Source organism: Nonomuraea sp. NPDC049646, from assembly GCF_044465525.1.
Classification (GTDB): domain Bacteria; phylum Actinomycetota; class Actinomycetes; order Streptosporangiales; family Streptosporangiaceae; genus Nonomuraea.
The window spans coordinates 19,204-44,926 of record NZ_JBITLU010000026.1; the positions used below are offsets into that span (position 1 = coordinate 19,204).

At 73.7% G+C, this 25,723-nt stretch carries 28 protein-coding genes and 1 riboswitch; of the genes, 14 read left to right on the forward strand and 14 right to left on the reverse strand.

Features of this window, described 5'->3' with window-relative positions; all coding sequences use genetic code 11:
* The first annotated feature begins 105 nt into the window (after positions 1 to 105).
* Positions 106 to 1,041, forward strand: coding sequence for a hypothetical protein (locus ACIBQ8_RS46560; protein ID WP_397195347.1), 936 nt, complete (start codon positions 106 to 108; stop codon positions 1,039 to 1,041).
* An 83-nt stretch (positions 1,042 to 1,124) separates the two neighbouring features.
* On the opposite strand, the gene ACIBQ8_RS46565 is transcribed toward ACIBQ8_RS46560, so the two are convergent.
* The 3 genes from ACIBQ8_RS46565 to ACIBQ8_RS46575 all read right to left on the reverse strand — a co-directional run bounded on the left by ACIBQ8_RS46565 (position 1,125) and on the right by ACIBQ8_RS46575 (position 4,496).
* Positions 1,125 to 3,362, reverse strand: coding sequence for an Orn/Lys/Arg decarboxylase N-terminal domain-containing protein (locus ACIBQ8_RS46565; protein ID WP_397195348.1), 2,238 nt, complete (start codon positions 3,360 to 3,362; stop codon positions 1,125 to 1,127).
* Positions 3,363 to 3,456: 94 nt separating this feature from the next.
* Positions 3,457 to 3,993 (reverse strand): 2'-5' RNA ligase family protein, encoded by a 537-nt coding sequence (locus ACIBQ8_RS46570; RefSeq protein ID WP_397195349.1) that lies wholly within the window; start codon positions 3,991 to 3,993, stop codon positions 3,457 to 3,459.
* Positions 3,994 to 4,034: 41 nt separating this feature from the next.
* Positions 4,035 to 4,496, reverse strand: coding sequence for a winged helix-turn-helix transcriptional regulator (locus ACIBQ8_RS46575; RefSeq protein WP_397178941.1), 462 nt, complete (start codon positions 4,494 to 4,496; stop codon positions 4,035 to 4,037).
* Positions 4,497 to 4,590: 94 nt separating this feature from the next.
* Between ACIBQ8_RS46575 and ACIBQ8_RS46580 the strand changes: the two genes are divergently transcribed.
* Positions 4,591 to 4,971, forward strand: coding sequence for a PPOX class F420-dependent oxidoreductase (locus tag ACIBQ8_RS46580; protein WP_397178940.1), 381 nt, complete (start codon positions 4,591 to 4,593; stop codon positions 4,969 to 4,971).
* On the opposite strand, the gene ACIBQ8_RS46585 is transcribed toward ACIBQ8_RS46580, so the two are convergent.
* Positions 4,940 to 5,971, reverse strand: coding sequence for a hypothetical protein (locus tag ACIBQ8_RS46585; protein ID WP_397195350.1), 1,032 nt, complete (start codon positions 5,969 to 5,971; stop codon positions 4,940 to 4,942). The genes ACIBQ8_RS46580 and ACIBQ8_RS46585 overlap by 32 nt on opposite strands.
* 120 nt (positions 5,972 to 6,091) lie before the next feature.
* Here ACIBQ8_RS46585 and ACIBQ8_RS46590 point away from each other — a divergent pair, with 120 nt between their 5' ends.
* Together ACIBQ8_RS46590 and ACIBQ8_RS46595 are read left to right on the forward strand one after the other, a co-directional pair.
* Positions 6,092 to 7,147: a sensor histidine kinase gene (locus ACIBQ8_RS46590; protein WP_397195351.1), complete on the forward strand. Its 1,056-nt coding sequence runs from the start codon at positions 6,092 to 6,094 to the stop codon at positions 7,145 to 7,147.
* A complete protein-coding gene (locus ACIBQ8_RS46595) occupies positions 7,144 to 7,773 on the forward strand; it encodes a response regulator (RefSeq protein WP_397178937.1) in 630 nt (209 codons plus the stop codon). Before ACIBQ8_RS46590 ends, ACIBQ8_RS46595 begins: the two co-directional genes overlap by 4 nt.
* Before the next feature lie 31 nt (positions 7,774 to 7,804).
* Here the strand turns inward: ACIBQ8_RS46595 and ACIBQ8_RS46600 are convergent, their stop codons facing one another.
* Entirely contained in the window at positions 7,805 to 8,581 is a 777-nt protein-coding gene (locus ACIBQ8_RS46600; protein WP_397178936.1) for a class I SAM-dependent methyltransferase, read from the reverse strand.
* A 106-nt stretch (positions 8,582 to 8,687) separates the two neighbouring features.
* Here ACIBQ8_RS46600 and ACIBQ8_RS46605 point away from each other — a divergent pair, with 106 nt between their 5' ends.
* Entirely contained in the window at positions 8,688 to 9,230 is a 543-nt protein-coding gene (locus ACIBQ8_RS46605) for an RICIN domain-containing protein (RefSeq protein ID WP_397195352.1), read from the forward strand.
* A gap of 28 nt (positions 9,231 to 9,258) precedes the next feature.
* On the opposite strand, the gene ACIBQ8_RS46610 is transcribed toward ACIBQ8_RS46605, so the two are convergent.
* The gene (locus ACIBQ8_RS46610; RefSeq protein WP_397178934.1) at positions 9,259 to 9,864 is read right to left on the reverse strand and encodes a TetR/AcrR family transcriptional regulator; all 606 of its coding nucleotides are present in this window, start codon (positions 9,862 to 9,864) and stop codon (positions 9,259 to 9,261) included.
* 69 nt (positions 9,865 to 9,933) lie between these two features.
* On the opposite strand from ACIBQ8_RS46610, the gene ACIBQ8_RS46615 reads away from it, so the two are divergent.
* Positions 9,934 to 11,469 (forward strand): FAD-dependent monooxygenase, encoded by a 1,536-nt coding sequence (locus ACIBQ8_RS46615; protein ID WP_397195353.1) that lies wholly within the window; start codon positions 9,934 to 9,936, stop codon positions 11,467 to 11,469.
* A gap of 29 nt (positions 11,470 to 11,498) precedes the next feature.
* On the opposite strand, the gene ACIBQ8_RS46620 is transcribed toward ACIBQ8_RS46615, so the two are convergent.
* Together ACIBQ8_RS46620 and ACIBQ8_RS46625 are read right to left on the reverse strand one after the other, a co-directional pair.
* Positions 11,499 to 11,819 carry a DMT family transporter gene (locus tag ACIBQ8_RS46620; protein WP_397178932.1) on the reverse strand — a complete coding sequence of 107 codons (321 nt, stop codon included), beginning with the start codon at positions 11,817 to 11,819 and terminating at the stop codon, positions 11,499 to 11,501.
* Positions 11,820 to 11,821: 2 nt separating this feature from the next.
* Positions 11,822 to 12,469 carry an FMN-dependent NADH-azoreductase gene (locus tag ACIBQ8_RS46625; RefSeq protein ID WP_397178931.1) on the reverse strand — a complete coding sequence of 216 codons (648 nt, stop codon included), beginning with the start codon at positions 12,467 to 12,469 and terminating at the stop codon, positions 11,822 to 11,824.
* A 111-nt stretch (positions 12,470 to 12,580) separates the two neighbouring features.
* On the opposite strand from ACIBQ8_RS46625, the gene ACIBQ8_RS46630 reads away from it, so the two are divergent.
* Positions 12,581 to 13,201, forward strand: a complete 621-nt coding sequence (locus ACIBQ8_RS46630; RefSeq protein WP_397178930.1) for a TetR/AcrR family transcriptional regulator — start codon at positions 12,581 to 12,583, stop codon at positions 13,199 to 13,201.
* A gap of 16 nt (positions 13,202 to 13,217) precedes the next feature.
* Here ACIBQ8_RS46630 and ACIBQ8_RS46635 read toward each other — a convergent pair whose 3' ends face one another.
* Both ACIBQ8_RS46635 and ACIBQ8_RS46640 read right to left on the reverse strand, forming a co-directional pair.
* Positions 13,218 to 14,192, reverse strand: coding sequence for a hypothetical protein (locus ACIBQ8_RS46635; RefSeq protein WP_397178929.1), 975 nt, complete (start codon positions 14,190 to 14,192; stop codon positions 13,218 to 13,220).
* Positions 14,193 to 14,292: 100 nt separating this feature from the next.
* On the reverse strand, positions 14,293 to 15,240 hold the full coding sequence (locus ACIBQ8_RS46640; RefSeq protein WP_397178928.1) for an alpha/beta hydrolase: 948 nt from the start codon (positions 15,238 to 15,240) through the stop codon (positions 14,293 to 14,295).
* 208 nt (positions 15,241 to 15,448) lie between these two features.
* A riboswitch (cobalamin riboswitch) is annotated at positions 15,449 to 15,654 on the forward strand.
* A gap of 128 nt (positions 15,655 to 15,782) precedes the next feature.
* Between ACIBQ8_RS46640 and ACIBQ8_RS46645 the strand changes: the two genes are divergently transcribed.
* Both ACIBQ8_RS46645 and ACIBQ8_RS46650 read left to right on the forward strand, forming a co-directional pair.
* The gene (locus tag ACIBQ8_RS46645; RefSeq protein WP_397178927.1) at positions 15,783 to 18,194 is read left to right on the forward strand and encodes a ribonucleoside-diphosphate reductase subunit alpha; all 2,412 of its coding nucleotides are present in this window, start codon (positions 15,783 to 15,785) and stop codon (positions 18,192 to 18,194) included.
* Positions 18,195 to 18,211: 17 nt separating this feature from the next.
* Positions 18,212 to 19,207 (forward strand): ribonucleotide-diphosphate reductase subunit beta, encoded by a 996-nt coding sequence (locus tag ACIBQ8_RS46650; protein WP_397195354.1) that lies wholly within the window; start codon positions 18,212 to 18,214, stop codon positions 19,205 to 19,207.
* 57 nt (positions 19,208 to 19,264) lie between these two features.
* On the opposite strand, the gene ACIBQ8_RS46655 is transcribed toward ACIBQ8_RS46650, so the two are convergent.
* Positions 19,265 to 19,561: a DUF4287 domain-containing protein gene (locus ACIBQ8_RS46655; protein ID WP_397178925.1), complete on the reverse strand. Its 297-nt coding sequence runs from the start codon at positions 19,559 to 19,561 to the stop codon at positions 19,265 to 19,267.
* A gap of 105 nt (positions 19,562 to 19,666) precedes the next feature.
* Here ACIBQ8_RS46655 and ACIBQ8_RS46660 point away from each other — a divergent pair, with 105 nt between their 5' ends.
* The 3 genes from ACIBQ8_RS46660 to ACIBQ8_RS46670 all read left to right on the forward strand — a co-directional run bounded on the left by ACIBQ8_RS46660 (position 19,667) and on the right by ACIBQ8_RS46670 (position 21,949).
* A complete protein-coding gene (locus ACIBQ8_RS46660; RefSeq protein WP_397195355.1) occupies positions 19,667 to 20,512 on the forward strand; it encodes an acyl-CoA thioester hydrolase/BAAT C-terminal domain-containing protein in 846 nt (281 codons plus the stop codon).
* Positions 20,513 to 20,593: 81 nt separating this feature from the next.
* Positions 20,594 to 21,100, forward strand: coding sequence for a GNAT family N-acetyltransferase (locus ACIBQ8_RS46665; protein ID WP_364418580.1), 507 nt, complete (start codon positions 20,594 to 20,596; stop codon positions 21,098 to 21,100).
* 132 nt (positions 21,101 to 21,232) lie between these two features.
* Positions 21,233 to 21,949 (forward strand): alpha/beta hydrolase, encoded by a 717-nt coding sequence (locus tag ACIBQ8_RS46670; protein WP_397178923.1) that lies wholly within the window; start codon positions 21,233 to 21,235, stop codon positions 21,947 to 21,949.
* 23 nt (positions 21,950 to 21,972) lie between these two features.
* Here the strand turns inward: ACIBQ8_RS46670 and ACIBQ8_RS46675 are convergent, their stop codons facing one another.
* The 3 genes from ACIBQ8_RS46675 to ACIBQ8_RS46685 are packed head-to-tail and all read right to left on the reverse strand — an operon-like array spanning position 21,973 to position 24,297.
* The gene (locus ACIBQ8_RS46675) at positions 21,973 to 22,614 is read right to left on the reverse strand and encodes an NAD(P)-dependent oxidoreductase (RefSeq protein ID WP_397178922.1); all 642 of its coding nucleotides are present in this window, start codon (positions 22,612 to 22,614) and stop codon (positions 21,973 to 21,975) included.
* Positions 22,611 to 23,465, reverse strand: coding sequence for an SGNH/GDSL hydrolase family protein (locus ACIBQ8_RS46680; protein WP_397195356.1), 855 nt, complete (start codon positions 23,463 to 23,465; stop codon positions 22,611 to 22,613). The genes ACIBQ8_RS46675 and ACIBQ8_RS46680 overlap by 4 nt, the downstream gene beginning before the upstream one ends.
* Before the next feature lie 55 nt (positions 23,466 to 23,520).
* Complete coding sequence (locus ACIBQ8_RS46685) at positions 23,521 to 24,297, reverse strand: SDR family NAD(P)-dependent oxidoreductase (RefSeq protein WP_397195357.1); 777 nt, start codon at positions 24,295 to 24,297, stop codon at positions 23,521 to 23,523.
* Between the two features lie 67 nt (positions 24,298 to 24,364).
* Here ACIBQ8_RS46685 and ACIBQ8_RS46690 point away from each other — a divergent pair, with 67 nt between their 5' ends.
* Positions 24,365 to 24,832 (forward strand): MarR family winged helix-turn-helix transcriptional regulator, encoded by a 468-nt coding sequence (locus ACIBQ8_RS46690; protein ID WP_397178919.1) that lies wholly within the window; start codon positions 24,365 to 24,367, stop codon positions 24,830 to 24,832.
* 122 nt (positions 24,833 to 24,954) lie between these two features.
* Positions 24,955 to 25,710 carry a sigma 54 modulation/S30EA ribosomal C-terminal domain-containing protein gene (locus tag ACIBQ8_RS46695; protein WP_364393565.1) on the forward strand — a complete coding sequence of 252 codons (756 nt, stop codon included), beginning with the start codon at positions 24,955 to 24,957 and terminating at the stop codon, positions 25,708 to 25,710.
* Positions 25,711 to 25,723: the final 13 nt, after the last annotated feature.

Genomic DNA, 25,723 nt, shown 5'->3' on the forward strand with positions numbered 1-25,723 from the left:
TCCGATTTCACGCTTCCTAATACGCCTGGGCGCCGAGGGGGGTTGCCCGCGAGAGCGGAGAAGGCGCCGGGCAACCCTCCGGGGGGCTCAGGCGTATGGAGGGTCATGACTTCGTATTCATGGACCGCGGCGGCGACGTCCCGCCGCCTGATCGCCCGTCTGATCGCCGCGGGCGCCGGGCTGGCGGCGGGCGCCGCCCTGGGCGCGCCGGCGCCTGCCGCGGCGGCCCCGCCGGAGGGCGCGTACTGGCACGTCAAGGAGCTGCTCACCATGCCGCAGCTGGGGCGGTTCGGCACCAGGGCGCATCCGTACTCGCTGGTCAACAGGCAGATCACGGAACGGTGGAGCACCCCCGACGGCAGGGCCTGGTACGCCTACCGCGAGCTCGGGGCGACGCCGCCGACCCCGGCCGACAAGAAGGCCTGGCAGCGTGACGGCTCACCCGCCAAGTGGAGCGAGTCGATCGACGGGAAGACCGTGCGGCTGTCCACCGAGCCGTCCAAGGGCCACGTGGGGAGCGTGCGGGAATCGGTCACGTTCGAGCTGGCCGGGCAGTCGCTGACCTACGACGAGGTCCAGCGCCTGCCCGCCGACCCGGCCCGGCTCAAGGACTGGATCACCCGGGCCGGCCGGGTCAGCCGCGTCCCCGAGAGCGCCCTGCCCGGCTGGGTGGCCGGGACGCTGCCCCGGATCCTGCACGTGCTGCCCGCGCCGAGAGAGGTCCGCGACGCCGCCTACCGGGCGCTGCTCACCATGCCGGGCGTGCGCGCGGACGGCACCGCCAAGGACGAGCTGGGCAGGCCGGGCGCCGTCGTCCTGATCGACACGATGATCGACACGGTGAACGGGACGGGGAACGGGACGGACAAGGCGGCGGTGCGCACGACGGACCGGCTGATCGTCGACACCGGCAGGATGGCGCTGCTGGCGGAGGAGCACACGGCCGGGCGTTCCGGGAAGGGGCCCGGGAAGTCCTACGTCACGACGCTGGCCGAGGTGGGCTGGACCGACGCCCAGCCCGCCGTCCCGGCCCTGCCCTGAACCGGCCCCGGCCCTCCGAGCAGGGCCCTGCTCTGAGGGCCCTGCTCTGAGGGCCCTGCTCTGACGGCCTGCGGGGGCGGGCGTCAGTCGCGGAGGACCTCAACCCAGTAGCGGCCCTCGCCGTCGCGGTGGGCGCCATGGATGTCGGTGGCCAGGTCGGGGAAGGCCCGGTCGAAGTCCTCCAGGGCCCGCAGGTAGCCCATCAGCGGGCCGTCGGCCGCGCCGGTCGCCTCGCCGGGCATCAGCATGGGGATGCCGGGCGGGGTGACCACCACGGTCGCCGCCACCACCCGCCCGGCCAGCCGGGCCAGCGGGACCCGCTCGGTACGGGAGCGGATCATGGCCTGGTAGACGTCGGCGGGCGTGGAGACCGGCTCGGGCAGCGCGGTGAAGACCTGGTCGAGCAGCGCGCCCACGCCCGAGTCGCGCAGCTTGGCGTGCACCTCGCCGCAGAACGCCCGCAACGACACGCCGGACGGCCCGAACCCGGGCAGCACGTCCGCCAGCGCCCTGTCGTCGTCGTAGGCGTTCTTGAAGTCGGTGAGCGCGTCGATCAGCGTGCCCCACTTGCCCTTGGTGATGCCCATCGAGAACAGCACCAGCAGGGTGTGGTCGCCGGTCTTCTCCACCACGATGCCGCGCCGCTGCAGGTAGGCGGCCACCACCTTGGCCGGGATGCCCCACTCCAGCGTGCCCTCGGCCGCGTCCGCGCCGGGGCAGGTGATCGTCACCTTGACCGGGTCGAGCAGGGCGTAGTCGTCGCGCATGCCGTCGAAGCCGTGCCAGGCGGCGCCGGGCTCCAGCGCCCAGCAGCGCGGCTCCGAGCACAGCAGCGCCGGGTCGGCGTCGGCGAAGGGCACGGCCCGGCCGGTGTGCGGGTCGGGCACCGAGGGCGGCTGCCAGAGGCCGAAGAACCAGGCGGGCCGGTGGCCGTCGTCGCGGATGCGGGCGGCCAGGCGGGTCATCGCCTGCCGGAACCGGACCGCCTCGACGATCGCCTCGCCGGTCAGGAACGCCCCTGAGGGGCCGTCCATCATCGCCGCGGCCACGTCGAGGGAGGCGATCATCGGGTACAGCGGCGAGGTCGAGGCGTGCATCAGGTACGTCTCGTTGAAGGCGTCGTAGTCGACCGGCGCCCGCGGAGAGGGACGGACGTGCAACATGGCGGCCTGCGACAACGCGGCCAGCAACTTGTGCGTGGACTGCGTGGCGAACACCGTGGGACGCCCCGGGCCGGGCAGCGTGCGCTCGTCGACCGACATGGCGTACCGGCGGGAGTAGAGCGGGTGGAACCGGCCGTAGGCGAACCACGCCTCGTCGAAGTGCAGCCGCGGCACGGTGGCGCCCAGCAGCTCGGCGACCCGGACCGCGTCGTAGCAGACGCCGTCGTAGGTGGAGTTGGTGACGACCGCGTACGCGGGGTCGCCCGCCGCGAGCGGATGACCGGCCACCCGCGCCCGGACGGCGGACGCCTCCAGCGCGGCGGCCGGGATCGGCCCGGCCAGCCCCAGCCCGTTGCGCTCGGGAACCAGGTAGACCGGCCGCGCGCCGCTGATCGCCAGCGCGTGCTGGATCGACTTGTGGCAGTTGCGGTCGACCAGCACGGTGTCGCCGCGGGCGATCGCGTGGTGCCCGACGATGCGGTTGGCGGTGGAGTTGCCGTTGACCACGAAGAACGTGCGCTCGGCGCCGAAGACGCGGGCCGCGTTGTGCTCGGCCTCGCCGATCGGGCCGGTGTGGTCGAGCGGCGAGCCCAGCTCCCCGACGGAGATCGACAGGTCGGTGCGCAGCAGCCGCTCGCCGTAGAAGTCGAAGAACGCCCGGCCCACGGGCGACTTCAGGAACGCCACGCCGCCCGCGTGCGCCGGGGTGTGCCAGGAGTAGGGGTGGTGGTCCTCCAGGTGCAGCAGCGCGCGGAAGAACGGCGGGAGGATCTGGTCGGCGTACTGGTCGGCGGCGTGCGCGATGCGCCCGGCGATGAACTGCGGGGTGTCCTCCAGCGGGAAGACGTAGCCCTGGATGACCTCGTACACCCACAGCGGCAGCTCCTGGTCCTGGGTGATCAGGAAGACCGGCAGGCCGCGGAAGCGCTTGGCCACCGCGGCCAGCAGGTCTTCGGCGCCGGGCGCGTCCCAGGCCGCCAGGATCGCCGTGAGCGAGGCGTCGGACCCGACCACCGCCAGGGCGTCGGCCGTGCGGCGGGTCCAGCGCACCTGGAGGCCGAGTTCGCCCATCTCGGCGCACACCCGGCGGATCTGCTCGGCGAGCGCCGAGTCGGCGTCGGGGTGTTCGGTGACGGCGGCCAGAACCGTTCGCTCCATACGGCACTCCATGATCGATCAGGGACGGGAGTCTCCCGATCGTAACGCCAAGGAATGGCAAAGACGCGGTAAGTGACGAAAGCGTGCCGGGCGCTCAGCGGCGCCGCCCGAGCTCGAAGGTCCGGTCCGGGTGCCAGCGGCGGCCGTCGCTGACCAGCAGGCGCACCTCGCGGACCCGGGCGGCCAGCGGCAGCCCCGCGGTCAGCTCGGCCTCCACGTGGTCGAGGAGCTCCGGTTCCTGCTGGTCGGCGACCGTGAGATGGGGGACGATCGAGGCGAACCGCCCCCCGTAGGGCGGGGCCTCGGGCCACCGGGCGGCGACCGCCTCCGTCAGCTCACGGAACGGCCGTTCGGGGGCGGGGGAGAGGTAGAGCACCCCCGGGAACCTGCCGCATCGGGTGAACCGCACGTCGAAGGCCGGATGCGCGCCGATCAGCCGGTCGAGCGCCTCCTCGTCGAGACGGCCGCGATCGAGGAACGGGTAGAGGATCGTCACGTGCGCGGGGACGCCGTCGGCGGCGACGGCGTCCAGCCGGGAGCGCCAGGGGCCGACCAGCGGCTCGGCTTCGGGGATCGCGACCACCAGGGCCGTTGCGCCGGCTCGGTACGGGCCCGGTTCCGTGGGAGGCATGGCTCGGGCTCCCAGACCGCCCGTGGCGCCGGCCACCGATTTCATCCGGGCCGGCCGGTCGCGCCGGGGCCGGGCAGCAGGTCGACGTCGCCGGCGTGCATCGGCGCGCCGCAGTGGGCGCAGCCCAGCTCCACGGCGCTGATCTCGCCGCAGGCGTGGTGGCGGTAGAGCACGGGCGGCCCGGCCTCGCCCGCCAGCCACCTGTCACCCCATCCGGCCATGACCATGAGCAGGTCGACCAGCTCGGCGCCCTTGGCCGTCAGGTGGTATTCGTGGCGCGGCCGCTGGTCGTAGGGGCGGCGTTCGAGGACGCCGTGATCGACGAGGTGGGCCAGCCGTTCGGTCAGCACCTTGCGGGAGATGCCGAGATCGGCCTGGAGCTGGTCGAACCGCCGTATCCCGGCCCACACGTCGCGCAGGATCAGCGGCGACCACGGCTCGCCGATCACGTCGAGGGTGCGGGCGATGGAGCAGGCCATCTCCGCGAAGTTCGTGCGCTGCATGGCCCCACTCTACCTTTCGGGGTTCCCTGAAGGAACTCGCAGTGCTACGGTTACAGAGTCTCCTCAAGGAACTCCAGAAGCCCGGAGAGAATCCATGAAACTCGACCCCGACGTGCGCGGCGTGCTCGACGGCACCCCGATCGCCCACCTCGCCACCCTCCTGCCCGACGGCGCTCCCCATTCCGTCCCGGTCTGGATCGGCACGCACGGCGACCACGTCGCCGTCCTCACCGGCCCGCGCTCCCGCAAGGCGCTCAACCTGCGGCGCGACCCGCGGGTCGCGCTCTCCCTGACGCCGCCCGGCGAGCCGTTCCGGCCGGTGCTCGTCCGGGGCCGGGTCGTGGAGTGGGTCGAGGGCGAGGCGGGCTGGGAGATCGTCGACCGGATCGCCGCGAAGTACATCGGCGGCCCCTACTCGCGCGCCGAGGAACGGGTCGTCCTGCTCATCGAGCCCGAGCGGCAGAGCGTGGGCTGACCGCCGCCGCCGGCCGCGGGCTCTCCCGGCGGCGCCGGTGGTAGCAGACGGCGGCGGTGGCCAGCGCGGCCCCCCACACCGGCCAGAAGCACTCCGGCAGCCAGGCTCCCCACTCCTCCAGGGCGAACCGGCCGGCCACGGTCCAGCGGATGTAGGTGAGCCCGGCCACCGTGATGATGATCGAGACGAACCCGGCCGGGACGATCGCCAGCAGCGGCGGCACCCGCCGGCCGCGCAGCCCCGGGATCCACCGCGGGAACACCTCGCCCCACCGCTGCACCAGCCCGAGCGTCAGCACGCCGCCCAGCGCCCCGAACGTCGCCAGGTACGCCCCCGCCAGCCACAGCCCGTCCTCGCCCTCGGCCAGGAACCGCGCGCTCACGCCGAGCGGGATGCCCAGCGCCCAGGCCCACCGGGTGGCGCAGTAGACCAGCGGCACCGCGACCGCCACGTACACCGCGATCCGCCCGCGCGCCGGGGTGAACCAGTTCCCGCGTCCGCGCCCGTGGTCCCGCGCGGCGGCGGCCAGCAGCAGGCCGCCCAGCACGCACACGAGCTGGTTGAGCACCGGCCACGGCCAGGCGTCGGCGAACGTCGCGCCGCCCAGCCCCCAGCCGAAGAGGGGCGCGGCCAGCAGCAACGGCGTGTAGGCGACGCCCATCATCAGCCGCGAGTCCGGAACCACCAGCACCAGCAGCGCGGTGATCGGCCAGGCCAGAAGGACCGGCACCCGCCCCCACGCCCCCTTCGCCGGGCGGACGCCGTTGCGGCGGGTCAGGGCCAGGGCGGTCGCGGCCGTCAGGGCCGAGAAGGCCGCGATCCACCAGCCGAACGGCGGCGCCGTGCCGGCCAGGATCGACAGCGCGCCGTCGGGGTCGGGATCGTCGGCCCCCCAGGGGTAGCCGGGCGCCCCGAGCGCCCACGCCGCGCCGAGCAGGCCGTAGGCGACCGCCCACAGCGCCGCCGCGTACCCGTACCGGCCGGAAGTGAAGATCGTCATGCCGACGAGCCTTCCAGCGCGGGCGCACGGCGGGCAGATGCCGTTCGGCACCTTCCGCAGGCCGCGGCAGTGCCGTTCGGCACGTGGGGGCGCGCGGCGCGGGCGCATATCGTGTCCCGGGTGAACGTGCTGTGGATGGCCGCCGCCTGGCTGCCGGCGGCGGTCGCCGTCGCCGTGGCGGCGACCGGGTTGTTCCTGACCGGGAGCAGGGCCGGGTGGCTGGCGTGGCTGCTCCTGCCGGCCGCGGGCGCGTCCCTGGCGGTCACCGCCCTGTGGCGGGCGGCAGGGGGGCCGTCCACGCCGGGCGTCGGTGCGCTGGGCATGGCCGAGAGCGCGGCGCTGACGGTCGCGGCCGGGCTGGTCGTCCGGTACGCGCCGGTCCGCCGGGCGGTGCCCGCGGCGCTGCTGGCGGGGCTCGCCGCGGCCACCTGGCTGCCGCGGGTCTTCACGCCGGCCTCCGCGCTGGAGGCGGTGGGGGCGTGCGCGTTCTGGGGGGCGGGCGTGCTGGCGGGCGCCGCCGCGGGCGCCTATCTGCGCCTGCTCGACGCGCGGCAGCGGCGGGCGGTGGCCGACGGCCGCACCGTCCTGCGGCTGCGGCTGGCCGGCGACCTGCACGACTTCCTCGCCCACGACATCAGCGAGATGGTCGCCCACGCCCAGGCGGGCGCCGTCGCGGGCGATCCGCTGCGGGCGCTGGAGCGCGTCGAGGCGGCCGGTCAGCGGGCCCTGTCCACGCTCGACCGCACGCTCGACATGCTCCATCACGACCGGCCGCTCGGCCCGTCCGGCGACCTGGACGGCATCGTCGAGGCCGCCGCGCGCTTCTCCGCCGCCGGATCGGCGCACGTCGGCGTGCGGATCGACCGCGCGGCGGCCGTCCCGGCGCAGACGGCGGCATTGGCCTACCGGATAGTGATCGAGGGGCTGACCAACATCCGGCGGCACGCGCCGCGGGCCGGCCGCGTCGAGCTGTCCGTCACGACGCCGGGCGACGTCCTGGAGATCACGCTGACCAACGACGGGACGTCCGGCGCGGCCGGCCGCCGCCGCGGCGGCTCGGGCCTGCCCGGCCTGGCCGCGCTCGTCGCCGGACAGGGGGGCGAGCTGGTCGCGGGGGCCGTGCCGGACGGGTGGTCGCTGACGGCGCGGCTGCCGCTGCGACAATCTCCCGGGTGAGCATCCGCATCCTCGTCGCCGACGACCAGGAGGGCATCCGCGACGCCTTCCGCCTGATCCTCGACGCCCAGCCCGACCTGAGCGTGGTGGCCGAGGCGGCCGACGGCCGCACCGCGATCGACACCGCCCTCGCCGTCCGGCCGGACGTCGTGCTCGCCGACATCCGCATGCCCGGCGCCGACGGCATCGAGGTGACCCGCGCCCTGTCCGGCACCGGCATCCACGTGGTGGTCGTCACCACGTTCGGGCTGGAGGAGTACGTCCAGGCGGCGCTCAGGCACGGCGCGGCCGGGTTCGTGCTGAAACGCTCGGGCCCCGCGCTGCTCGTGGAGGCCGTCCGGGCGGCCGTGAACGGCGACATGCTCATCAGCCCCCAGCTCACCGTCCGGCTGCTGCGCGGCGGCGGCCCGCGCCGGGAGGTCTCGGACGTGGTGCTGACCGAGCGGGAGGACGAGATCGTCGCCCTGGTGGCTCAGGGGCGGACCAACGCGGAGATCGCGGCCGAGCTCTTCCTGTCCCCGGGGACGGTGAAGAACCATGTCGCCGCGGTCCAGCGCAAGATCGGCGCGAGGAACCGCGTGATGATCGCGGGATGGGCGTGGGCGACCGGCCGGGCCCAGCCGTGACGGGGTGCGCCCGTCCGTGCCGCGCCGCCGGTCAGGGGAGGTGGCGGGCCAGGTAGAGGACGGTCTCGACGTTCAGGACGACCTGGTCGCCGAGCGTGTCGAGGAGCGTGCCGAACAGGTTCTCGCGCACGTCCTCGGCCAGGAGGCGGTAGGACGACTGGGTGGACAGCAGGGCGACGTAGTCGGCGGCCGAGACCGTGCGTCCCGACCGGTAGAGCCGGGTGCCGAGGTCGCCGAACTCGGACGGCAGCCCCACCTCCGCGGCCCACTCGCGGGCCCCGGCCTCCTCGCCGACCGGCCTGCCGATCGGGCCGGTGTTGGGCCTGATGTGCGGGGCGAACCGCTCGTGCGCGGCCAGCAGCCGCGCGGTCACCCCCTCGTCGGCGGGCCAGTCGGCGTTCCAGAACAGGGCGAGCCCGCCGCCCGGGGCCAGCGCCGCGGCGGCGCGCTGCCAGCGCACCTCCTTGTCGACCCAGTGCCAGGCCTGGGCGCAGTACAGCAGGCCGAACGCCCGCTCCGGGACGTACTCCTCGAACGTCGAGACGGTGACCGTCACGTTCGGGCGGTCGGCGGTCCGCCGGGCCAGCACGGCCGCCATGGCCGGATCCGGCTCGGTGGCCACGACGTCGATTCCGGTCGCCGCGAACAGCTCCGTCGCCTTCCCCGTGCCCGCGCCCACCTCCAGCGCGGGTCCTCCGGCGTAGGCCAGCACGTCCGCGGCCAGCTCCGCCGGGTAGCCCGGCCGGACCCTGTCGTACTCGTCGGCGACCTCGCCGAAGACCCTTCCCTGAATTCGTTGTGTTGTCATGCGGACGATCCTCTTTCGTGATCGTCCAGGCGCACAACCCCGCCGGCGCACATTGAGTACGCGCTACTCAGGCCGTACGGGCCCGCGCGGTCGCACGCTTGGTCGCATGAAGACACACCTCCTTCGCCCGGCGGCCGTCGCCGCCCCGCTGCTCGTCCTCGCTCTCACCTGCGCCCCGGCGCCCGCGTCGGCCTCGTCCGTCTGGGCGGCGTCGAACGTCCAGCTCGTCAACCGGCAGACCGGCAAGTGCCTGACCATCGCCGGGGGCGTCAGCACGGAGAACAACGTGCACGCCGTCCAGTACGACTGCGACAGCCACCCCTCCCGCCGCTGGGACGTCTGGGGCTACTCCAGCGCGGCCCTGCAGGTCAGGAACCGGCAGACCGGCAAGTGCCTGACCATCGCCGGCGGCGTCAGCACCGAGAACAACGTCGTCGCCCTCCAGTACACCTGCGACACCCACCCCTCGCGCTACTGGGCGCTCGGCACCCGCGTCGGCCAGTACGTCGAGTTCCGCAACGTGCAGACCGCCAAGTGCCTGACCATCGGCGGCGGCGTCAGCACCGCCAACAACCTGGAGGCCGTCCAGTACACCTGCGACGGGCACCCGTCCAGGTTCTGGGAGATCCGCGACTACTACGGGAGCTGACCGGCTCGCCGCCGCGGAGACCGGCCGGTCAACCCGTGGGCGCGCCCAGCAGGGGCAGCCACACCTCGTCCACGATCTCGGCGATCGACTCCTCCGGCACCCGGCTCATCGTGACGAGCATGTCGTGCCGGAGCAGGTCGAGCGGCAGGTTCACCACCCTGGACGAACGCGGCACGTCGGGCAGCTCGCCGCGCTCGACCGCCCGTCCCACGATCGTCTCGAACGCGGTCGCCTGGCCGGGCGGCAGCAGGGTGTCGCGCAGCTCGGTGAGGCTGCTGCCGGTCTCCCGGAAGTAGCCGGCGAGCTGCACGCTCATCAGCGTCAGCATGCCCGCGCGGTCGTCGCCGGCGTTGCGCAGGAACCCCACGGCGTCCTCGCGCAGGCTGCCGGTGTCGGGTACGTCGATCAGCCGCCAGAACTTGGCGAGGGTGGCCAGCAGCAGGTCGTCGCGCCGGGGCCAGCGCCGGTAGAGCACCGGGCGGCTGGTGCCGGCGCGGGCGGCGACGGCCTCGAAGGTGAAGCCGTGGTAGCCGTGCTCGACCAGCACGTGCCAGGCGGCGTCGAGGATCGCGTCCTCCAGCGCGGGGCCGCGGCGGCGGGACGCGCCGCCGGGGGCACGGTGCTTGAGATTCACTTGCGTATCTTAACGCGGCACCCTACGGTTGCCGGAATTAGATACAGCCCTGTACCCAAAGGACCGTCCATGATGTTCGACGTCATCGTCGTCGGCGCCGGGCCCGCCGGCCTCTTCCTCGCCTGCGAGCTGCGCCTGGCCGGCGTCCGGCCGCTGGTGCTGGAACGACGGCCGGAGCCCGACCTGTCGGACAAGGCCCACGGCCTGGCCGGCCAGGTCGTCCGGCTCCTGGACCACCGCGGCCTGTTCGAACGGTGCGGCGGACGAGGCGTCCCGGCGCCCGCGCCGGGCCACTTCTTCGGCGGGATGCCGCTGCCGCTGCACACGCTCGGCGCGGCGAACCCGATGTACCTCCTGCCCTGCGACCAGCGCGACCTCGAACGGGTGCTCGCGGCGCGCGCGGCCGAACTCGGCGCGCAGGTGCGGCGCGGCCAGGAGGTGATCTCCTTCGGCCAGGACGACGACCGGGTCGAGGTGGTGACCCGCGGCCCCGGCGGCGCCGAGACCACCCTCACCGCCCGCTACCTGGTCGGCTGCGACGGCGGCCACAGCATGGTCAGGAAGGCGGCGGGCATCGGCTTCCCCGGCGTCAGCGACGACCACGTGGTGGACCGCTCGGCCCTCGTCGGCCCGAGCGAGCACTTCCGGATCCTGCCCGGCGGGCGCGTCCTGATCGAGGGGCTCGGCGAGATCCCCGCCCACTTCCACCGCACCGACCGCGGCGTCTTCACCCTCCTGGCCCACGACCCGCGGCGGCCGCTGATCAACACGGCCGAGTGGGAGGACCGTCCGGCGGGCGGCTTCCCGGGGCCGGGCGCGCCGATGACGCTGGCCGAGATGGAGAAGAGCGTCGAACGCGTTCTCGGGGTGCGCCTGCCGCTCAGCCCGCCGCCCGAGGGCGCGCCGGTCATGCTGCGCCGGCTGTGCGGGCGCAACACCCGGCTCGCCGACCGCTACCGCGCCGGACGGGTCTTCATCGCCGGCGACGCCGCCCAGGTGAGCCACGGGCCCACCCTGAACCTGGCGCTTCACGACGCCGCCAACCTGGCCTGGAAACTCGCCGCCACGCTGCGCGGGCAGGCATCGGAAGGGCTCCTGGACAGCTACGAGACCGAGCGCCGCGCGTGCGCGGAACGCGTGGTCACCCAGACCCTGGCCGCGACCGCGCTGCTCGCGCCCGGCGCCGAGGTCACCGCGCTGCGACGGCTGTTCGCCGAGCTCCTGGGCCGTACGGAGAACCTGCGCATGATCGCCGAGCTGATGGCGGGCGGCGACGTCCGCCACGACATGGGGGAGGAGCGGCCCGCCGGGCCCACCGGCTGGTTCGCGCCGTCCCTGACGGTGACCACGGGCGACGGGCGGCCGCGGCGCCTGGCCGAGCTCATGCGCGACGCCCGCCCCCTGCTCCTGGACCTGACCGGCGGCGACGCCCTGGCCGCCGCCGCCGCGCCCTGGTTCGACCGGGTGCGGCACGTGGCCGCCACCGCCGCCGCCGACGCCCCCGCCCCGGCGCTGCTCGTCCGGCCGGACGGCTACGTCGCCTGGTCGGGCGCGGACCCCGGCGGCCTCGGGACCGCCCTCGCCCGCTGGTTCGGCCCGAGCTGAGCCCGGCCGCCCGTCCGCGCGGGGCGGGGTCACTCCGGGCTGGTGACGCGGGCCAGCACGATGCCGCCGACGATGAGCGCCAGCGCCGCCATCCGGCCGATCGACAGCGGGTCCTTGTGCACGACGACGCCCAGGGCGATGGCGCCGACCGCCCCGATGCCGGTGAAGACGGCGTACGCGGTGCCGACCGGGAGCGTCTTCATCGAGTACGACAGCAGCCAGACCGCGGCCACCATGAGGACGAAGCAGAGCAGGGTGGGCAGCGGCCTGGTGAAGCCCTGGGTGGGCTTGATGCTCTGCGCCCAGGCGATCTCCACCAGCCCGGCCAGCCCGAGGATGAGCCAGTTCATCGTCAGAACTCCTTCCCCAGGTCGCGGGCGCCGCGCAGCGCGGAGGCGTACAGCTCGTCGTGCTGGGCGCGCAGGTGGAAGAGGCCGGGGTCGACGCGGGAGTTGGCCAGCTCGGCGGCGACGACGGTGGTGTCCTCGACGGCGAAGTGGCCGGCGAAGAAGTCACGCAGGTAGCGCTCCTGGTAGTCGAACCTGGCCTTGGGGGCGCCGGGCGAGTAGGCCCCGCCGCGGGCGGTGGTGATCACGAAACGCCGCCCGGCCAGGGACATCTTGGGGAAGGTCACCTGGTCGAGCCAGGCCTTGAGCGCCGAGGGGATCGAGTAGTTGTACATCGGGGTGGCGATCAGCACCACGTCCGCGGCCACCAGCTGCGACAGCAGCGGCTCGACGATCGCCCACGCGGCCGCCTGCTCCGGGGTGCGGGCGGCCTCGTGGTAGCGGGAGATGTCGGTGATCTGGTTGGCCATGACGTAGTCGCACAGTTCGGTCCACGCCTCCCCGATGTGCGGCACCGGCTCGGCGGCCAGGTCGCGGTGGACGTAGGTGCCCTCGGGGTGGGCGGACCGCCACGCCTCGGCGAAGGCGTCGCCGAGCTCGCGGCTGATCGAACGGCGTCGGGCGCTGGCGTCCAGGTGCAGCAGAACGGCCATGAGGGACTCCTCGAAATAAGTGGACATGACGTCCGTTTTGCGGTCGAGGTGACCGTAGCAACTAAGCGGGCACGTTGTCCACTTATCTCGGAGTGGGTTAGAGTCGCCGCCATGGAGTCCCGTACCGAGTTGCTGACCGGACGTCCCGTGGCGGAGGCGGGCCGCCCGCGCGAGCGCGCCGACGCCGCCCGCAACCGCGCCAAGGTGCTCGCCGCGGCGGCCGAGCTGTTCGCCACCCGCGACCCGCGCGGCGTGACCATGGACGACATCGCCAAGGCCGCGGGCGTCGGGCGGGGCACGCTCTACCGCCGCTACCCCGACACCGTCTCGATCGCGCAGGCCCTGCTCGACGAGCACGAGCGCGAGCTGCAGGAACGCCTGCTGCGCGGCGACCCGCCGCTCGGCCCCGGCGCGCCCCCCGCCGACCGGCTCGCCGCCTTCTACGCCGCGATGACCGGCCTGCTGGACGAGCACATCTCGCTGGTCCTGGGCGCCGAGCAGGGCGCGCTGCGCTACGCCACCGGCGCCTACGGATTCTGGCGGGCGCACGTGCGGGTGCTGCTGACCGAGGCGGGCGTCCCGGAGACCGAGGCGCTGGCCGACATCCTGCTCGCCCCGCTGGGCCCCGACGTCTACGCCGAGCAGCGCAGGCGCGGGCTCACCCCCGGGCAGATCACCGCCGCCCTGACCCGGCTGGCGCACGGCGTCGTCGCCCGGGACGCCGGGCGCTGACCGCACCGGCGGCGGCTCACCCCCAGGCCGCCGCCTTGTCGTACGGGTCGACGTTCCTGAAGGCCATCCCGACGATCTCCTCGACGTCGTCGTCGCCGTAGGCGCCGGGCAGGGCCAGGCCGAGGCGTTCGAACAGCGCCCGGACCTCCTCGACCGTGGGCGAGAACGACAGCGTCACGTCCTCGGCGCCCCTGAGGTTCAGCGGGCGGGCCTGGCGGAGGCTGGCGTGCAGCTCGGTGGCCCAGCAGTCGAGGGCCAGGGCGTTCCCGGTGATGACGGTGGCGGGGAAGCCGGGCCCCCGCTGCGTGATGAACATGTGGCGGGAGGACAGCTCGTAGCGGAACGTCGAGGCGATCGAGGAGAACCCGATCTCGATGTCCAGGAGCTCGTAACGCTGGTGATGCCAGCAGGCCGACAGCACGGTCGCGTAGAGCTCCCTGCGGGTGCCGTCGGCGGTCCAGGTCAGCTCCGGGCTGTCGTCGTCCAGCGCCAGGCTGCGGTGCAGGCGGACGAACCGCTCGCACAGCACGAGGTCGTCGGGGTCCAGGATCTCCAGCCGGACCAGCAGCGCCCGCCGTCCCTGCCGGGCCTTGGCCAGGCATTCGGGCAGCGTCACCGCCCGCACGTACGCGCCGGTCGAGCCCTTGAAGATCCACCGGTCGGTGTCCCCGCGCGCCTGCGCCAGCATCCGGTTGAACTCCTCGCCGCGCACCAGCCGGACCGCCGACTGCTCCTGGAGCAGGGACGGCAGCAGGTCGAGCTTGCGATCGGCGGCGAGCACGGCCCGCTCCACGGCGTTCTCCGCCGACTGCGCCCGCATCCGGCTGCGCAGCATGACGAACGCGAGCACCGCCAGCGTGGCCACGGTGGCGTTGCTGACGGCCTCCGCGGTGGCGATGCCCGCGACGTCGAGGACGCTCACGACGACCGCCACCGCCAGGGCGATGAGGATGTCGACGTTGACGCCGACCCAGGCGAGGATGCGCTTCACTGACCGTCCCATCGCGAGGGGCCACGGGGTGACACTTCGAATCATGAAGCAGAACCCGGCGGCACGCGAGGGGCGGCCCGTCCCCGCTCCGGTCGCGGGGTTACGCGGCGAGGGCGTCGCGGAGGAAGCGCAGGATTTCGGCCCGCGCGTCCTCGGCCTGGGGGGCCAGCGCCGGCATGCTGAGGAAGGCGTGCCCGGCCTCGGGGTACTCGGCCAGGCGGACCTGGGTGCCGGCGGCCCGCAGCGCCTCGGCGTAGCGGCGGCCGTGGTCGGCGATCGGGTCGTGGGTCGGCACCGCCACGAGCGCCGGGGCCAGGCCGCCCAGGTCGGCGGCGTGCAGCGGGGAGAGCGCGCGGGCGTCCGTCCCCGTGGGCACGGCGAGCCGGTGGAACAGCCGCAGCACCGGCACGCTGAGCGTCGGGGTGTCGGCGTACCGGGCGATCGAGGGGTGGTCGAACATCGTCCCGGTCACGTCCACGGCCGGGTTGACCAGCACCTGCGCCTTCAGGGGCAGGCCGGCGTCGCGTGCCCTGATCGCCGCCAGGGCGCAGATCAGGCCGCCGCAGCTCTCGCCGAACAGGACGGTCCGCGCCGGGTCGACACCCCATTGCGCGGCGTGCTCCAGCACGTGGCGGAGCACGTCCCAGCCGTCGTCGGCGGCGTCGGCCAGCGGCGTGCGCCGGTCGAGGAGGCGGTGGTCCACCGAGGCGACGACGGCGGGCAGGCGGGCGGCGAGGTGGCTGTTGACCCAGTCGCTCTGCGGCGCCGTGCCGACGAAGCCGCCGCCGTGCACGTGCAGCACGAGCGGCAGGACGTCCCCCGGCTCTGCCGCGGCGCGCGGCCGGTGGACCCGGACGCGGATGTCGCGGCCGGGCAGCGCCACCGTCCGCCAGTCGATGGTGGCGCCGGGGTCCGGCCGGCCGGTGATCGCCTGGGCCTCGGCGGAGGCGCGCAGCCGGTTCTCCGCCTCGGCGTAGGCGGCCAGCTCGGCGGGGGTGACGGTGTCCCAGTCCGGCGTGACCGGACGGCCGGTGGAGGTCTGGCTCATGGTCGTCTCCTCAGCTTTTCGCTACTTGAAGTATCGATACCTAAGGTAGCGAAAACGGGGCGCAACCGGTCTGTGGCGTCGATCACACGCCCCGCCCGCGCGGCACGCGGAGAGGCGGCCCGGCCGGCCTCGCGGCGGGCGGACGGATCGGAGCGCGGGTTCTTCGCAACACGAGATGTTGGGTGTGACTTTTTGATCCACCCTATATATGGTGTTCCCCGCAGCCGGTTCGGTCGCCCCGCCAGGGCGGCCGAGGCAAGAGGGAACCCGGTGGGAATCCGGGACTGCCCCGCAGCGGTGAGTGGGAACGAACGCCGTCACACGCACTGGGCCGACGGCCCGGGAAGCGACGGCCAGTAGGCAGCGACAGCATGCCCACGAGTCCGAAGACCTGCCGGCGCGCCGCGCGCGATCATGCGCGCGCGGCTGCTCCGAGACCGCGTGGGACGGTGGACGGCGCTGGCGAGAGGGCTGTGGCGCCTCGCCGTCCGCCTCCTGCGCGCGTTCTCGGCAGCTGACCGAGTTCACGAGGGGAGAGCGCAGTGACGGTCACAGGGGACCCGATGACGGACCTGGCCGAGCCGGCGCGGGCGGACGCCGACAGGTCCGCGCCGCGGCGCGTGCAGATGCAGGTGCGCAAGCGCAACGGCACCGCGGAGCCGGTCGACGTCAACAAGATCGTACGTGCGGTGGAGCACTGGGCGACCGATCTGACGGACATCGACCCGATGCGGGTGGCCACCAAGACGATCAGCGGCCTCTACGACGGGGCCACCACCGCCGAGCTGGACCGGCTGTCCATCCAGACGGCCGCCGAGATGATCGGCGAGGAGCCGCAGTACTCGCGCCTGGCCGCGCGGCTGCTGTCGGGCTACATCGACAAGGAGGTCCGCGGGCAGGGCGTGGCCTCCTTCAGCCAGGCGATCCGGCTGGGCCACGCCGAGGGGCTCATCGGCGACGAGACCGCCGAGTTCGTCAACGCCAACGCCCGCAAGCTGGACGACGCCATCGACGTCACCGCCGACCTGCGGTTCGAGTACTTCGGGCTGCGCACGGTCTACGACCGTTACCTGCTGCGCCACCCGTCCACCCGGCTGGTGGTGGAGACGCCGCAGTACTGGCTGCTGCGCGTGGCCTGCGGGCTGTCCGAGACGCCCGCCGAGGCCGTCGGCTTCTACCGGCTCATGTCGTCGCTGGCCTATCTGCCCAGCTCGCCGACGCTGTTCAACTCCGGCACCCGGCACACCCAGATGTCCTCCTGCTACCTGGTCGACTCGCCCCGTGACGAGATCGGCTCCATCTACGACCGTTACGCCCAGGTGGCGCAGCTGTCGAAGTTCGCCGGCGGGATCGGCATCTCCTGGTCGCGGGTGCGCTCCCGGGGCGCGCTGATCCGCGGCACCAACGGGCACTCCAACGGCATCGTCCCGTGGCTGCGCACGCTCGACGCGTCCGTGGCCGCCGTCAACCAGGGCGGCCGCCGCAAGGGCGCCGCCTGCGTCTACCTGGAGCCCTGGCACCCGGACGTCGAGGAGTTCCTGGAGCTGCGCGACAACACCGGCGAGGACGCCCGGCGCACCCACAACCTCAACCTGGCCAACTGGATCCCCGACGAGTTCATGCGCCGGGTCGAGGCCGACGGCACCTGGTCGCTGTTCGACCCCGACGAGGTCCCGGAGCTGCCCGACCTGTGGGGCGAGGCGTTCGAGGAGGCATACCGCGCCGCCGAGCGCGACGGCCGGTACGTCCGGCAGATCAAGGCCCGCGACCTGTACGCCAAGATGATGCGCACCCTGGCCCAGACCGGCAACGGCTGGATGACCTTCAAGGACGCCGCCAACCGCCTGTGCAACCAGGCGGCCGAGCCCGGCAACGTCGTGCACCTGTCCAACCTGTGCACCGAGATCGTCGAGGTGTCCAGCGACGCCGAGACCGCGGTCTGCAACCTCGGGTCGGTCAACCTCGCCGCCCACCTGACCGGCGGCGACATCGACTGGGAGCGGCTGCGCGCCACCGTCCGCACCGCGGTCACCTTCCTCGACCGGGTGATCGACATCAACTACTACCCGAGCGAGCAGGCCGCGGCCAGCAACCCGCGCTGGCGTCCGGTCGGCCTCGGCGTGATGGGCCTGCAGGACGTCTTCTTCGCCCTGCGCCTGCCGTTCGACTCGGCCGAGGCCAAGGAGCTGTCCACCCGGATCGCCGAGGAGATCTACCTGTCGGCGCTGGAGACCTCCGCCGGCCTGGCCGAGCGCTTCGGCGCCCACCCCGCCTACGACCAGACGTGGGCGGCCCGCGGCCGGCTCCAGCACGACCTGTGGGGCCGGAACGGCACCCAGTCCGCGCGCTGGGACGCGGTGCGCGAGCGCATCGCCGCCCACGGCCTGCGCAACTCGCTGCTGATCGCGATCGCGCCGACCGCCACCATCGCCTCGATCGTCGGCTGCTACGAGTGCATCGAGCCGCAGGTGTCCAACCTGTTCAAGCGCGAGACGCTGAGCGGGGAGTTCCTGCAGATCAACAACGCGCTGGTGGCCGAGCTGAAGTCGCGCGGCCTGTGGAACGACCGCGTCCGGGCGGCCATCAAGCAGGCCGAGGGCTCGGTGCAGGGCATCGCCGAGCTGCCGGAGGACGTGCGCCGGCTGTTCCGCACCGCCTGGGAGCTGCCGCAGCGCGCCCTGATCGACATGGCCGCCGCGCGTTCGCCGTTCATCGACCAGAGCCAGTCGCTCAACCTGTTCATGAGCGCGCCGACGATCGACAAGCTCTCCTCGATGTACCTGTACGCCTGGAAGTCCGGCCTGAAGACCACCTACTACCTGCGCTCGCGACCGGCCACCCGCATCCAGCAGGCCACCGTGCCCCTCGCGCCCCCCGCGCCCCTCGCGAACAAGTCCGAGGAGGCCCTGGTGTGCTCCCTGGAGAACCCCGAGTCGTGCGAGGCCTGCCAGTGACCCCTGAGGAGAATCCGATGTTGCTCGACCCGGGCATGAGCCTGACCCTGCGGCCCATGCGCTACCCCCTGTTCTTCGACCGCTACCGCGACGCGATCAAGAACACCTGGACGGTCGAGGAGGTGGACCTGCACTCCGACCTGAAGGACCTGCCCAAGCTGTCGGCGGCCGAGCGCCACCTGGTCAGCCGCCTGGTCGCCTTCTTCGCCACCGGCGACACGATCGTGGCCAACAACCTGGTGCTCAACCTCTACCAGCACGTCAACGCCCCCGAGGCGCGCCTGTACCTGAGCAGGCAGCTGTTCGAGGAGGCGGTGCACGTCCAGTTCTACCTGAACCTGCTGGACACCTACGTGCCGGACGAGGAGGAGCGGTTCGCGGCGTTCGCGGCGGTGGAGAACATCCCCTCCATCAGGCGCAAGGCCGAGTTCTGCTTCCGCTGGATCGACTCCATCGGCAGCCTCCAGCGACTGGAGACCCGCGAGGACCGGCGGGCGTTCCTGCTCAACCTGATCTGCTTCGCCGCCTGCATCGAGGGCCTGTTCTTCTACGGCGCGTTCGCCTATGTCTACTTCCTGCGCTCGCGCGGCCTGCTGAACGGCCTGGCCTCGGGCACCAACTGGGTCTTCCGCGACGAGTCCATGCACATGGCCTTCGCCTTCGACGTGGTGGACGTCGTCCGGCAGGAGGAGCCGGGCCTCTTCGACGAGGAGATGGCCGGCCAGGTCAGGGAGATGCTGGCCGAGGCGGTCGACTGCGAGGCGCAGTTCGCCGAGGACCTGCTCGGGCAGGGCGTGCCGGGCATGTCGACCGCGGACATGCGCTCGTACCTGGAGCACGTGGCCGACCGGCGGCTGGCCCAGCTCGGCATCGAGCCGCTGTACGGGTCGAAGAACCCGTTCGCGTTCATGGAGCTGCAGGACGTGCAGGAGTTGTCGAACTTCTTCGAGCGGCGGGTGTCGGCGTACCAGGTGGGGGTGACCGGCTCGGTCAGCTTCGACGCCGACTTCTGACCCCTACAGATCTACAACGTAAAGCCGCCCGGTGGGAGATGAATCCCCGCCGGGCGGTCAGGCGGGGCCGGGACGGTTGTCCTTGCCGTCCAGCCAGAGGACGTCGGACTCGTCGCGGTGGGAACCGGTGGTGCCGACGTGCCTGGCGTCGATCTGCGGCCCCTTCTTGATCACGTGGACGAGGGCCATGGCGTGGCCGCGTCCGAGCTCGTAGTCCTGCTTGAGCCAGTCGATGATCGTCCCGGCCTTGGTGGACGGGGCGTCGAAGCCGCGTTCCTTGGCCAGGGCGATGAACTCGCGGGGGGTCAGTCCGGTCTTGGCTTCGATGTTGTCCAGGTAAGCCTGGAAGGACATGGTGTGCTCCGCTCGTCATGGGGTGTTCCGGCCATGATGCACCATTTCGGTGAGCGCGCGGTCTCAGTAGAATGCCGTTCCGCCCAAGGCCGAGGGGTGACGGTGATGGACGAGCGCGAACTGAGCTCCCCGTGGGAAGGCGTCCTGGTCACGCCGGGCCCGGCCGTCCGCACGGGCGTGCTCGTGCTGGCGGGGTCGAGCGGGCGGATCGAACGGGACAGGGCCCGCCTGCTGGCCGCGGAGGGGGTGACCGCGCTGTCGATCCGCTGGTTCGGCGGTCCGGGGCAGCCGCCCGGCATCTGCGAGATCCCGCTGGAGACGTTCGTGTCGGCCGTCGATCTGCTGGAGTCCACCGGCGTCCGGCGGGTCTGCGTGCTGGGCATGTCGAAGGGGGCCGAGGCCGCGCTGCTGACCGCCGTCCGGGACCCTCGGATCGGCGGGGTGGTGGCGCTGTCGCCGACCTCGGTCGTGTGGGGCAACGTCGGGCCGGGGCCGGACGGGGAGCGACGTCCCTACCGGTCGTCCTGGACGTGGCGGGGGCGGCCGCTGCCGTTCGTCCCGTACGACGACGACTGGGCCGAGGCCGAGCCCGAGCACGGCCCGCTGGCCCTGCGCGAGCTGTACGAGCTCAGCGAGCGCACGTTCGCCGGCCTGGTGCCGGCCGCGGAGATCCCGATCGAGGCGGCGGCGGCCGACGTGCTGCTGGTGGCGGGCGGGGACGACGCCATGTGGCCGTCCCTGCCGTTCGCCGGGCGGCTGGCCGCCCGGCGTCGCGCCGCCGGGCTCCCGGTGCGGGTGGTCAGCCGGGCCGAGGCCGGTCACCGTCCGCGCCTGCCGGGGGAGGGGCCCGTCCCCGAGTCGCCGGACTTCCTCTACGGGGGCGACCCGGTCGCCGACGCCGGGCTCGGAGCCGACGCCTGGCCGCACATCCTCGACCTGCTGCGCGGCTGACGCCCGCGGGCCCAAGCGGTGATCGTCTTCTGCTAGTTTTTACCTTCCGGCCGGATGTTGCATCCGGCCGAGAGTGCTTGTATGAGCATTTCTCCGGTAAGCGTGCGGCCCGTCGAGGCTGCGGACCATCCCACCGTCGAACGCCTCTGGCTCATGTTCCGCCACGACATGGCGGACTTCCAGGGCGGGCTGCCCGACCCCGACGGCACCTACCACGGCGACCGCCTGCGCACCGCCCTCGACGGCGAGGACTGGACGGCCTACCTGTTCACCAGCGGCGACCGGCCGGTCGGGTTCGCGTTCGTGCGTGCGGCGGCCGGACCGGTCCGGGTGCTGAACAGCTTCTTCGTCGTGCGCGGGGCGCGCCGGTCCGGGATCGGGCTGCGGGTCGTCCGGGAGGTGATCTCCCGGCATCCCGGGCCGTGGCGGATCGCCTTCCAGGACGCCAACACGGCGGGCGTGGCGTTCTGGCGGCGCGTCGCGACCGAGTTCGCCGGTGCGGCGTGGACGGAGGAGCGCCGGCCCGTCCCGAACCGCCCGGACGTCCCGCCGGACGTGTGGATCTCCTTCACCGCGGCGGAGAACTGATGGTGTGGTACGTTTTGCCACGCATCGAACTGAGGAGGTGAGACCGATCAACGTCGTGACAGGTCGGGGCTCCCTCATGCGCATCGCCTAGGGAGCGCCCGCACAAGGCATCCCGAAAGGCTCAAGACGCGCATGCGTTTTCTCACCCGGACGTCGGCCGACGGCGTCATCGAACGATCCTTCGCCCTCGGCGACATCCCCGGCGTCCTGTGGACCCCGCAGGACGCCGAACCCCGCGGCCTGGTCCTGATCGGGCACGGCGGCGGGCAGCACAAGCAGGCCCCGGGCGTCGTGGGACGCGCACACCGGCTGGCGGCCGAACGCGGCCTCGCGGCGGCGGCCATCGACGCCCCGGCCCACGGCGACCGGCCGCCGGGCGCCGAGCACGAGCGACTCATCGCCGCGCTGCGGGAGCGGATGGCCGGCGCGGGCGACCCCACCCCGCTGCTGGCCGAGCTGCACGCGCTGCTGGCGGCCCGGACCGTGCCGGAGTGGCGGTCGGTCCTGGACGCGCTCGGCGACCAGGGGCCGGTCGGTTACTGGGGCGTGTCGCTGGGCTGTGCCCTGGGGATCCCGCTGGTGGCCGCCGAGCCGCGGATCGGCGCGGCGGTCCTGGGGCTGAGCGGCACCTCGCTCGCCTCGGCCCAGGCCGCCGCCGGGGTCACCGTCCCGGTGCGGTTCCTGGTGCAGTGGGACGACGAACGGGTGCCGCGGGCCGAGGCCCTGGCCCTGTTCGACGCCCTGGGCTCGGCCGACAAGACCCTGCACGCCAATCCCGGCAGGCACGCCGACGTGCCGGACTTCGAGATCGACAGCGCCCTGCGCTTCCTCGCCACCCGGCTGGGCTGAGACCGCCGCCGGCCGGAAGCAGGTCAGGAGCCGCCGGCGATCTCGACGACGGCGTGCCGGTTGTGCTCGCCGGCGAGGTGGCCGAGCAGGTAGTGGGCCAGGTCGGCGCGGGAGATCGAGCCGGCCTTGGCCAGGGGCGCGTTCTCGGCGGTGCGGTAGCGGCCGGTCAGGGGGCCGTCGGTGAGCATCGGCGGGCGCACGATCGTCCAGTCGATGTCGTGGGCGGCGGTGACGGCGGCCTCCATGCGTCTCATGTCGGCGTAGCCGTGCCGGTAGAGGCGCTGGATCACGTAACGGGTGACCAGGCGGCGGCCCAGCGGCGTGCCCGGCGGGATGTCCAGGCCCGCCGAGGACAGGCACAGCAGGCGGCGCACCCCGCTGTCGCGCATGGCGGCGATGACGTTGGCGGTGCCCTGGGAGTAGACGGTGGTGGGGTGGCCGCGGTCGGTGCTGCCCAGGCACGACAGCACGGCCTCGTTCCCGGCGACGGCGTCCCGCCAGGGGCCGGGGGTGAGCACGTCGCCGCCGATCACGCGGACCCGCTCGCCCGCCGGGACGCGGCCGGGGTCGCGGGCCAGGACGGTGACGTCGTGCCCGGCGGCGACCGCCTGCTCGACCACCTGGCGTCCGGTGCCGCCGGTCGCGCCGAGGACCATCAGCTTCATGCCGCACCGGCCAGGGCCCGTACGACGGCCTCGGCGATCTCGCGCTGGCCCTCGATGCTCAGGTGCACGCCGTCGTCGAGGAAGTGGTGGTCCTCGCGGACGGCGAGCCTGGTGTCCACGACCGGCTCCGGACGGCTCAGCAGGTGGTCGGCGATGGCGTCGACGTCCTTGCCGGCCCAGGTGATGCCGGCGCGCCGGAAGTGCGGGTAGGCGGCGGCGCGCGGCTCGTCGAAGGGGCTGGGGGTGAGCCAGACCCAGCGGACGGGCCCCCGCTGCCGGGCCAGGTCGTGCAGCATGGCCAGGTTGCGCTCGGTCTCGGCGGCGCTGACCAGGGTCGGCGCGCCGGGGGCCAGGTGCTGGGTGTCGTTGGCGCCGATCATGCACAGCACCAGGTCGGGCCGCTGGAAGCCGAGGGCGGGAAGCTGGGCGAGCGCCTGGGTGGTGGTGCTTCCGCTGATCGCCAGGTTGGTGAAGCGGACGGCGTCGCCGGGACGGCGCAGCGCGACGAGCCGGCGCAGGATCTCGAACCAGGACAGGCGGTCGGCGGTGGTGCTCTCCCCGACGGCGACGACATGGAAGGCGTCGCGGGCGTCGCCGGGGTCGCGGGCGTCTTCGGGGTGCAGGGGCAGCCGGTCGACGGCGTCGGCGAGGCCGGGGCGGGCCAGCAGCGTCTCGGCGGCCTGCCGGGTCTGGCGGTCGAAGCCGTCCAGCAGCGCGCGGTAGGCGCCGGCGTCGAGGCCGAACAGGGCGGCGAGGCGGGCCTCGTCGGCGCCGATCAGGTACGGCAGGGCGCCGGGCCGCTGGAACCGGACGAGCCGCTCGGTCATCGGGTCGGTCATCGGGTCGGTCATGACATGGCCTCCGTCTGGACGGTGGATGCGGGGGACGGGCGGAGCGCGGCGTTCATCACGAGACCCGTCCGCCGGTGAGGTCGAGGGTCGCCCCGGTCACCCAGGAGGCGGCGGGCGAGGCGAGGTAGAGGACGGCCTGGGCGACGTCGGCGGGCCGGCCGACGCGCCCGAGCGGGAACGCCGCGGCGAGCTGGGCGAGCCGCTCGGCGGGCAGCGCGGCGAGCTTGTCGTTGAGCACGGCCGAGGGCGCCAGGCAGTTGACCCGCACGCCGTCGCCGCCCACCTCGGCGGCCAGGTGCCGGGCGAACATGACGACACCGGCCTTGGCGGCGGCGTAGGCGGCGTTGGCGCCTCCGGGCTGCCGGCCCGCGGTGGACGACATCAGGACGATCGACCCGTCGCGCCTCGCCAGCATGCCCGGCAGGAACTCGTGGACGGTGAGGAACACCGAGGTCAGGTCGGACTCCAGCACGGCGCGCCAGCGGCCGGGGTCGAGCCCCGCGGTCGGCGCGGGCGCGCCCTGCCCGCCGGCGAACGGGGCCAGGATGTCCACCGGCCCGAGCGCGGCCTCCACCTCGGCGCGGATGCGGGCCAGGACGCCGGCGTCGGTCACGTCGCCGGGCGCGGCCAGCGCCCGGCCGCCCTCGGCGGTGATCGAGGCGACGACGCGGTCCACCGCCTCGGTGTCGCGGCCGGTGACCGCGACCTTGACGCCGTTGGCGGCCAGCGCGTGGCAGGTCGCCGCGCCGATGCCGCGGGAGCCGCCGGTGACGAGGGCGACCTTGCCCTCCAGTCCTGGATGTCTGGGCCAGTCAGGCCGGTCGGTGGTCATCGCATTGCTTCTCTCTGGAGAAAGGTTCACTCTTGTGAATGGTTCTGTGCGGAGTACAGTATGCGCTGTGTCCGCGTCCCGCAACCGCCCGATGGGCGTCGCCTTCCTGCTCGCGCAGCTCGGCGCGCACGCCGCCGGCCGGTTCGCCGCGCGGGTCGCCGAGCTCGGCCTGTCGCCGTCCGACGTCGGGCTGCTGCGGATGATCGCCCTCCAGCCGGGCCGCAGCCAGCAGTCGCTCGCCGCCGACCTCGGCGTCGTGCCCAGCCGGGTCACCGCGCTGCTCGACCCGCTCGACCGGGCCGGCCTGGTCGAGCGGCGCCGCTCGGCCGGTGACCGCCGCAACCACGAGCTGCACCTGACCGAGCAGGGCGCGAAGGTGATGGAGGACGTCAGGAAGGCCGCGATGGCGCACGAGGCCGACCTGACCTCGTGCCTCAGCCCCGACCAGCGCGGCCAGTTGCTCGCCCTGCTGGAGCTGGTCGCCGCCGACCAGGGCCTGACGCCGGGCGTGCATCCCGGCTACCGCCGCTCCTGAGTCCGCCCGCCGCCCGGCGGGCCGTAGGTCCCCGCGCGGCGGGACCTACGGCTCTGGCAGCCGCATCCGCCCAGGCCAGAGGCTTGGATCATCACCACCGGATGCGAAGAAGGTGTTCACGAATGAGGCACAGGCCCATCGCCCTTGACGCCGACGACGTGCAGGTCAGGATCCGCGGCGGCGGCGTGCGCGCGGCCGACGTGCGGCGTGCCCGCCACACCGTGGCCGACCTGACCCGGCTCGCCCACGAGCCGGTGCTCGGCGCGACGGTCAAGCTCGCCGCCACACCGCAGGTCGCGGGGGAGCGGCGGACGGCCGAGGCCGTGGTGGACGTCCAGGGCCGGCTCATCAGGGCCCGGGCCGGCGCCGGCTCCACCCGCGCCGCCATCCACCTGCTCGGCGACCGGCTGCGGGCGCGGCTGCTGGAGAGCACCCGCGACTGGGAGAACCGGCGCGGCCGCCACCCCCGGCCGTCCCACCCCGCCCCGCCCGCCGGGGAACGCCGGATCGTCCGGACGTACACGGCCGCCCGCGCCGTGCCCGACGAGGCGGCCGTGGACATGGACGACCTCGACTACGACTTCCTGCTGTTCACCGAGGCCGCGACCGGCCAGGACAGCGTGATCTACCGCACCGGCGACGGCTACCGCCTCGCCCAGCTCGACCCGCGTCCCGACCTGCCGGCGCCGACCTGCGCGGCGATCTCGGTCAGCCCGCTGCCCGCCCCCCGCCTCACCGCCGCGCAGGCCCTCGACCGGCTGGAGCTGACCGGTTTCCCGTTCGTCTTCTTCGCCGACTCCGCGACCGGAGCGGGCTGCCTGCTCTACCGCCGCGACGACGGGGACTACGGCCTGGTGACCACCGCGCACGAGGACTGAGAACCGGCGCCGC

Bases quoted from the DNA above. Each gene is read 5' to 3' on its own strand.
- ACIBQ8_RS46560 (WP_397195347.1), top strand. From the start codon at position 106: ATGACTTCGTATTCATGGACCGCGGCGGCGACGTCCCGCCGCCTGATC.
- ACIBQ8_RS46565 (WP_397195348.1), bottom strand. From the start codon at position 3,362: ATGGAGCGAACGGTTCTGGCCGCCGTCACCGAACACCCCGACGCCGAC.
- ACIBQ8_RS46570 (WP_397195349.1), bottom strand. From the start codon at position 3,993: ATGCCTCCCACGGAACCGGGCCCGTACCGAGCCGGCGCAACGGCCCTG.
- ACIBQ8_RS46575 (WP_397178941.1), bottom strand. From the start codon at position 4,496: ATGCAGCGCACGAACTTCGCGGAGATGGCCTGCTCCATCGCCCGCACC.
- ACIBQ8_RS46580 (WP_397178940.1), top strand. From the start codon at position 4,591: ATGAAACTCGACCCCGACGTGCGCGGCGTGCTCGACGGCACCCCGATC.
- ACIBQ8_RS46585 (WP_397195350.1), bottom strand. From the start codon at position 5,971: ATGACGATCTTCACTTCCGGCCGGTACGGGTACGCGGCGGCGCTGTGG.
- ACIBQ8_RS46600 (WP_397178936.1), bottom strand. From the start codon at position 8,581: ATGACAACACAACGAATTCAGGGAAGGGTCTTCGGCGAGGTCGCCGAC.
- ACIBQ8_RS46605 (WP_397195352.1), top strand. From the start codon at position 8,688: ATGAAGACACACCTCCTTCGCCCGGCGGCCGTCGCCGCCCCGCTGCTC.
- ACIBQ8_RS46615 (WP_397195353.1), top strand. From the start codon at position 9,934: ATGATGTTCGACGTCATCGTCGTCGGCGCCGGGCCCGCCGGCCTCTTC.
- ACIBQ8_RS46620 (WP_397178932.1), bottom strand. From the start codon at position 11,819: ATGAACTGGCTCATCCTCGGGCTGGCCGGGCTGGTGGAGATCGCCTGG.
- ACIBQ8_RS46625 (WP_397178931.1), bottom strand. From the start codon at position 12,469: ATGGCCGTTCTGCTGCACCTGGACGCCAGCGCCCGACGCCGTTCGATC.
- ACIBQ8_RS46630 (WP_397178930.1), top strand. From the start codon at position 12,581: ATGGAGTCCCGTACCGAGTTGCTGACCGGACGTCCCGTGGCGGAGGCG.
- ACIBQ8_RS46640 (WP_397178928.1), bottom strand. From the start codon at position 15,240: ATGAGCCAGACCTCCACCGGCCGTCCGGTCACGCCGGACTGGGACACC.
- ACIBQ8_RS46650 (WP_397195354.1), top strand. From the start codon at position 18,212: ATGTTGCTCGACCCGGGCATGAGCCTGACCCTGCGGCCCATGCGCTAC.
- ACIBQ8_RS46655 (WP_397178925.1), bottom strand. From the start codon at position 19,561: ATGTCCTTCCAGGCTTACCTGGACAACATCGAAGCCAAGACCGGACTG.
- ACIBQ8_RS46660 (WP_397195355.1), top strand. From the start codon at position 19,667: ATGGACGAGCGCGAACTGAGCTCCCCGTGGGAAGGCGTCCTGGTCACG.
- ACIBQ8_RS46665 (WP_364418580.1), top strand. From the start codon at position 20,594: ATGAGCATTTCTCCGGTAAGCGTGCGGCCCGTCGAGGCTGCGGACCAT.
- ACIBQ8_RS46670 (WP_397178923.1), top strand. From the start codon at position 21,233: ATGCGTTTTCTCACCCGGACGTCGGCCGACGGCGTCATCGAACGATCC.
- ACIBQ8_RS46675 (WP_397178922.1), bottom strand. From the start codon at position 22,614: ATGAAGCTGATGGTCCTCGGCGCGACCGGCGGCACCGGACGCCAGGTG.
- ACIBQ8_RS46680 (WP_397195356.1), bottom strand. From the start codon at position 23,465: ATGACCGACCCGATGACCGACCCGATGACCGAGCGGCTCGTCCGGTTC.
- ACIBQ8_RS46685 (WP_397195357.1), bottom strand. From the start codon at position 24,297: ATGACCACCGACCGGCCTGACTGGCCCAGACATCCAGGACTGGAGGGC.
- ACIBQ8_RS46695 (WP_364393565.1), top strand. From the start codon at position 24,955: ATGAGGCACAGGCCCATCGCCCTTGACGCCGACGACGTGCAGGTCAGG.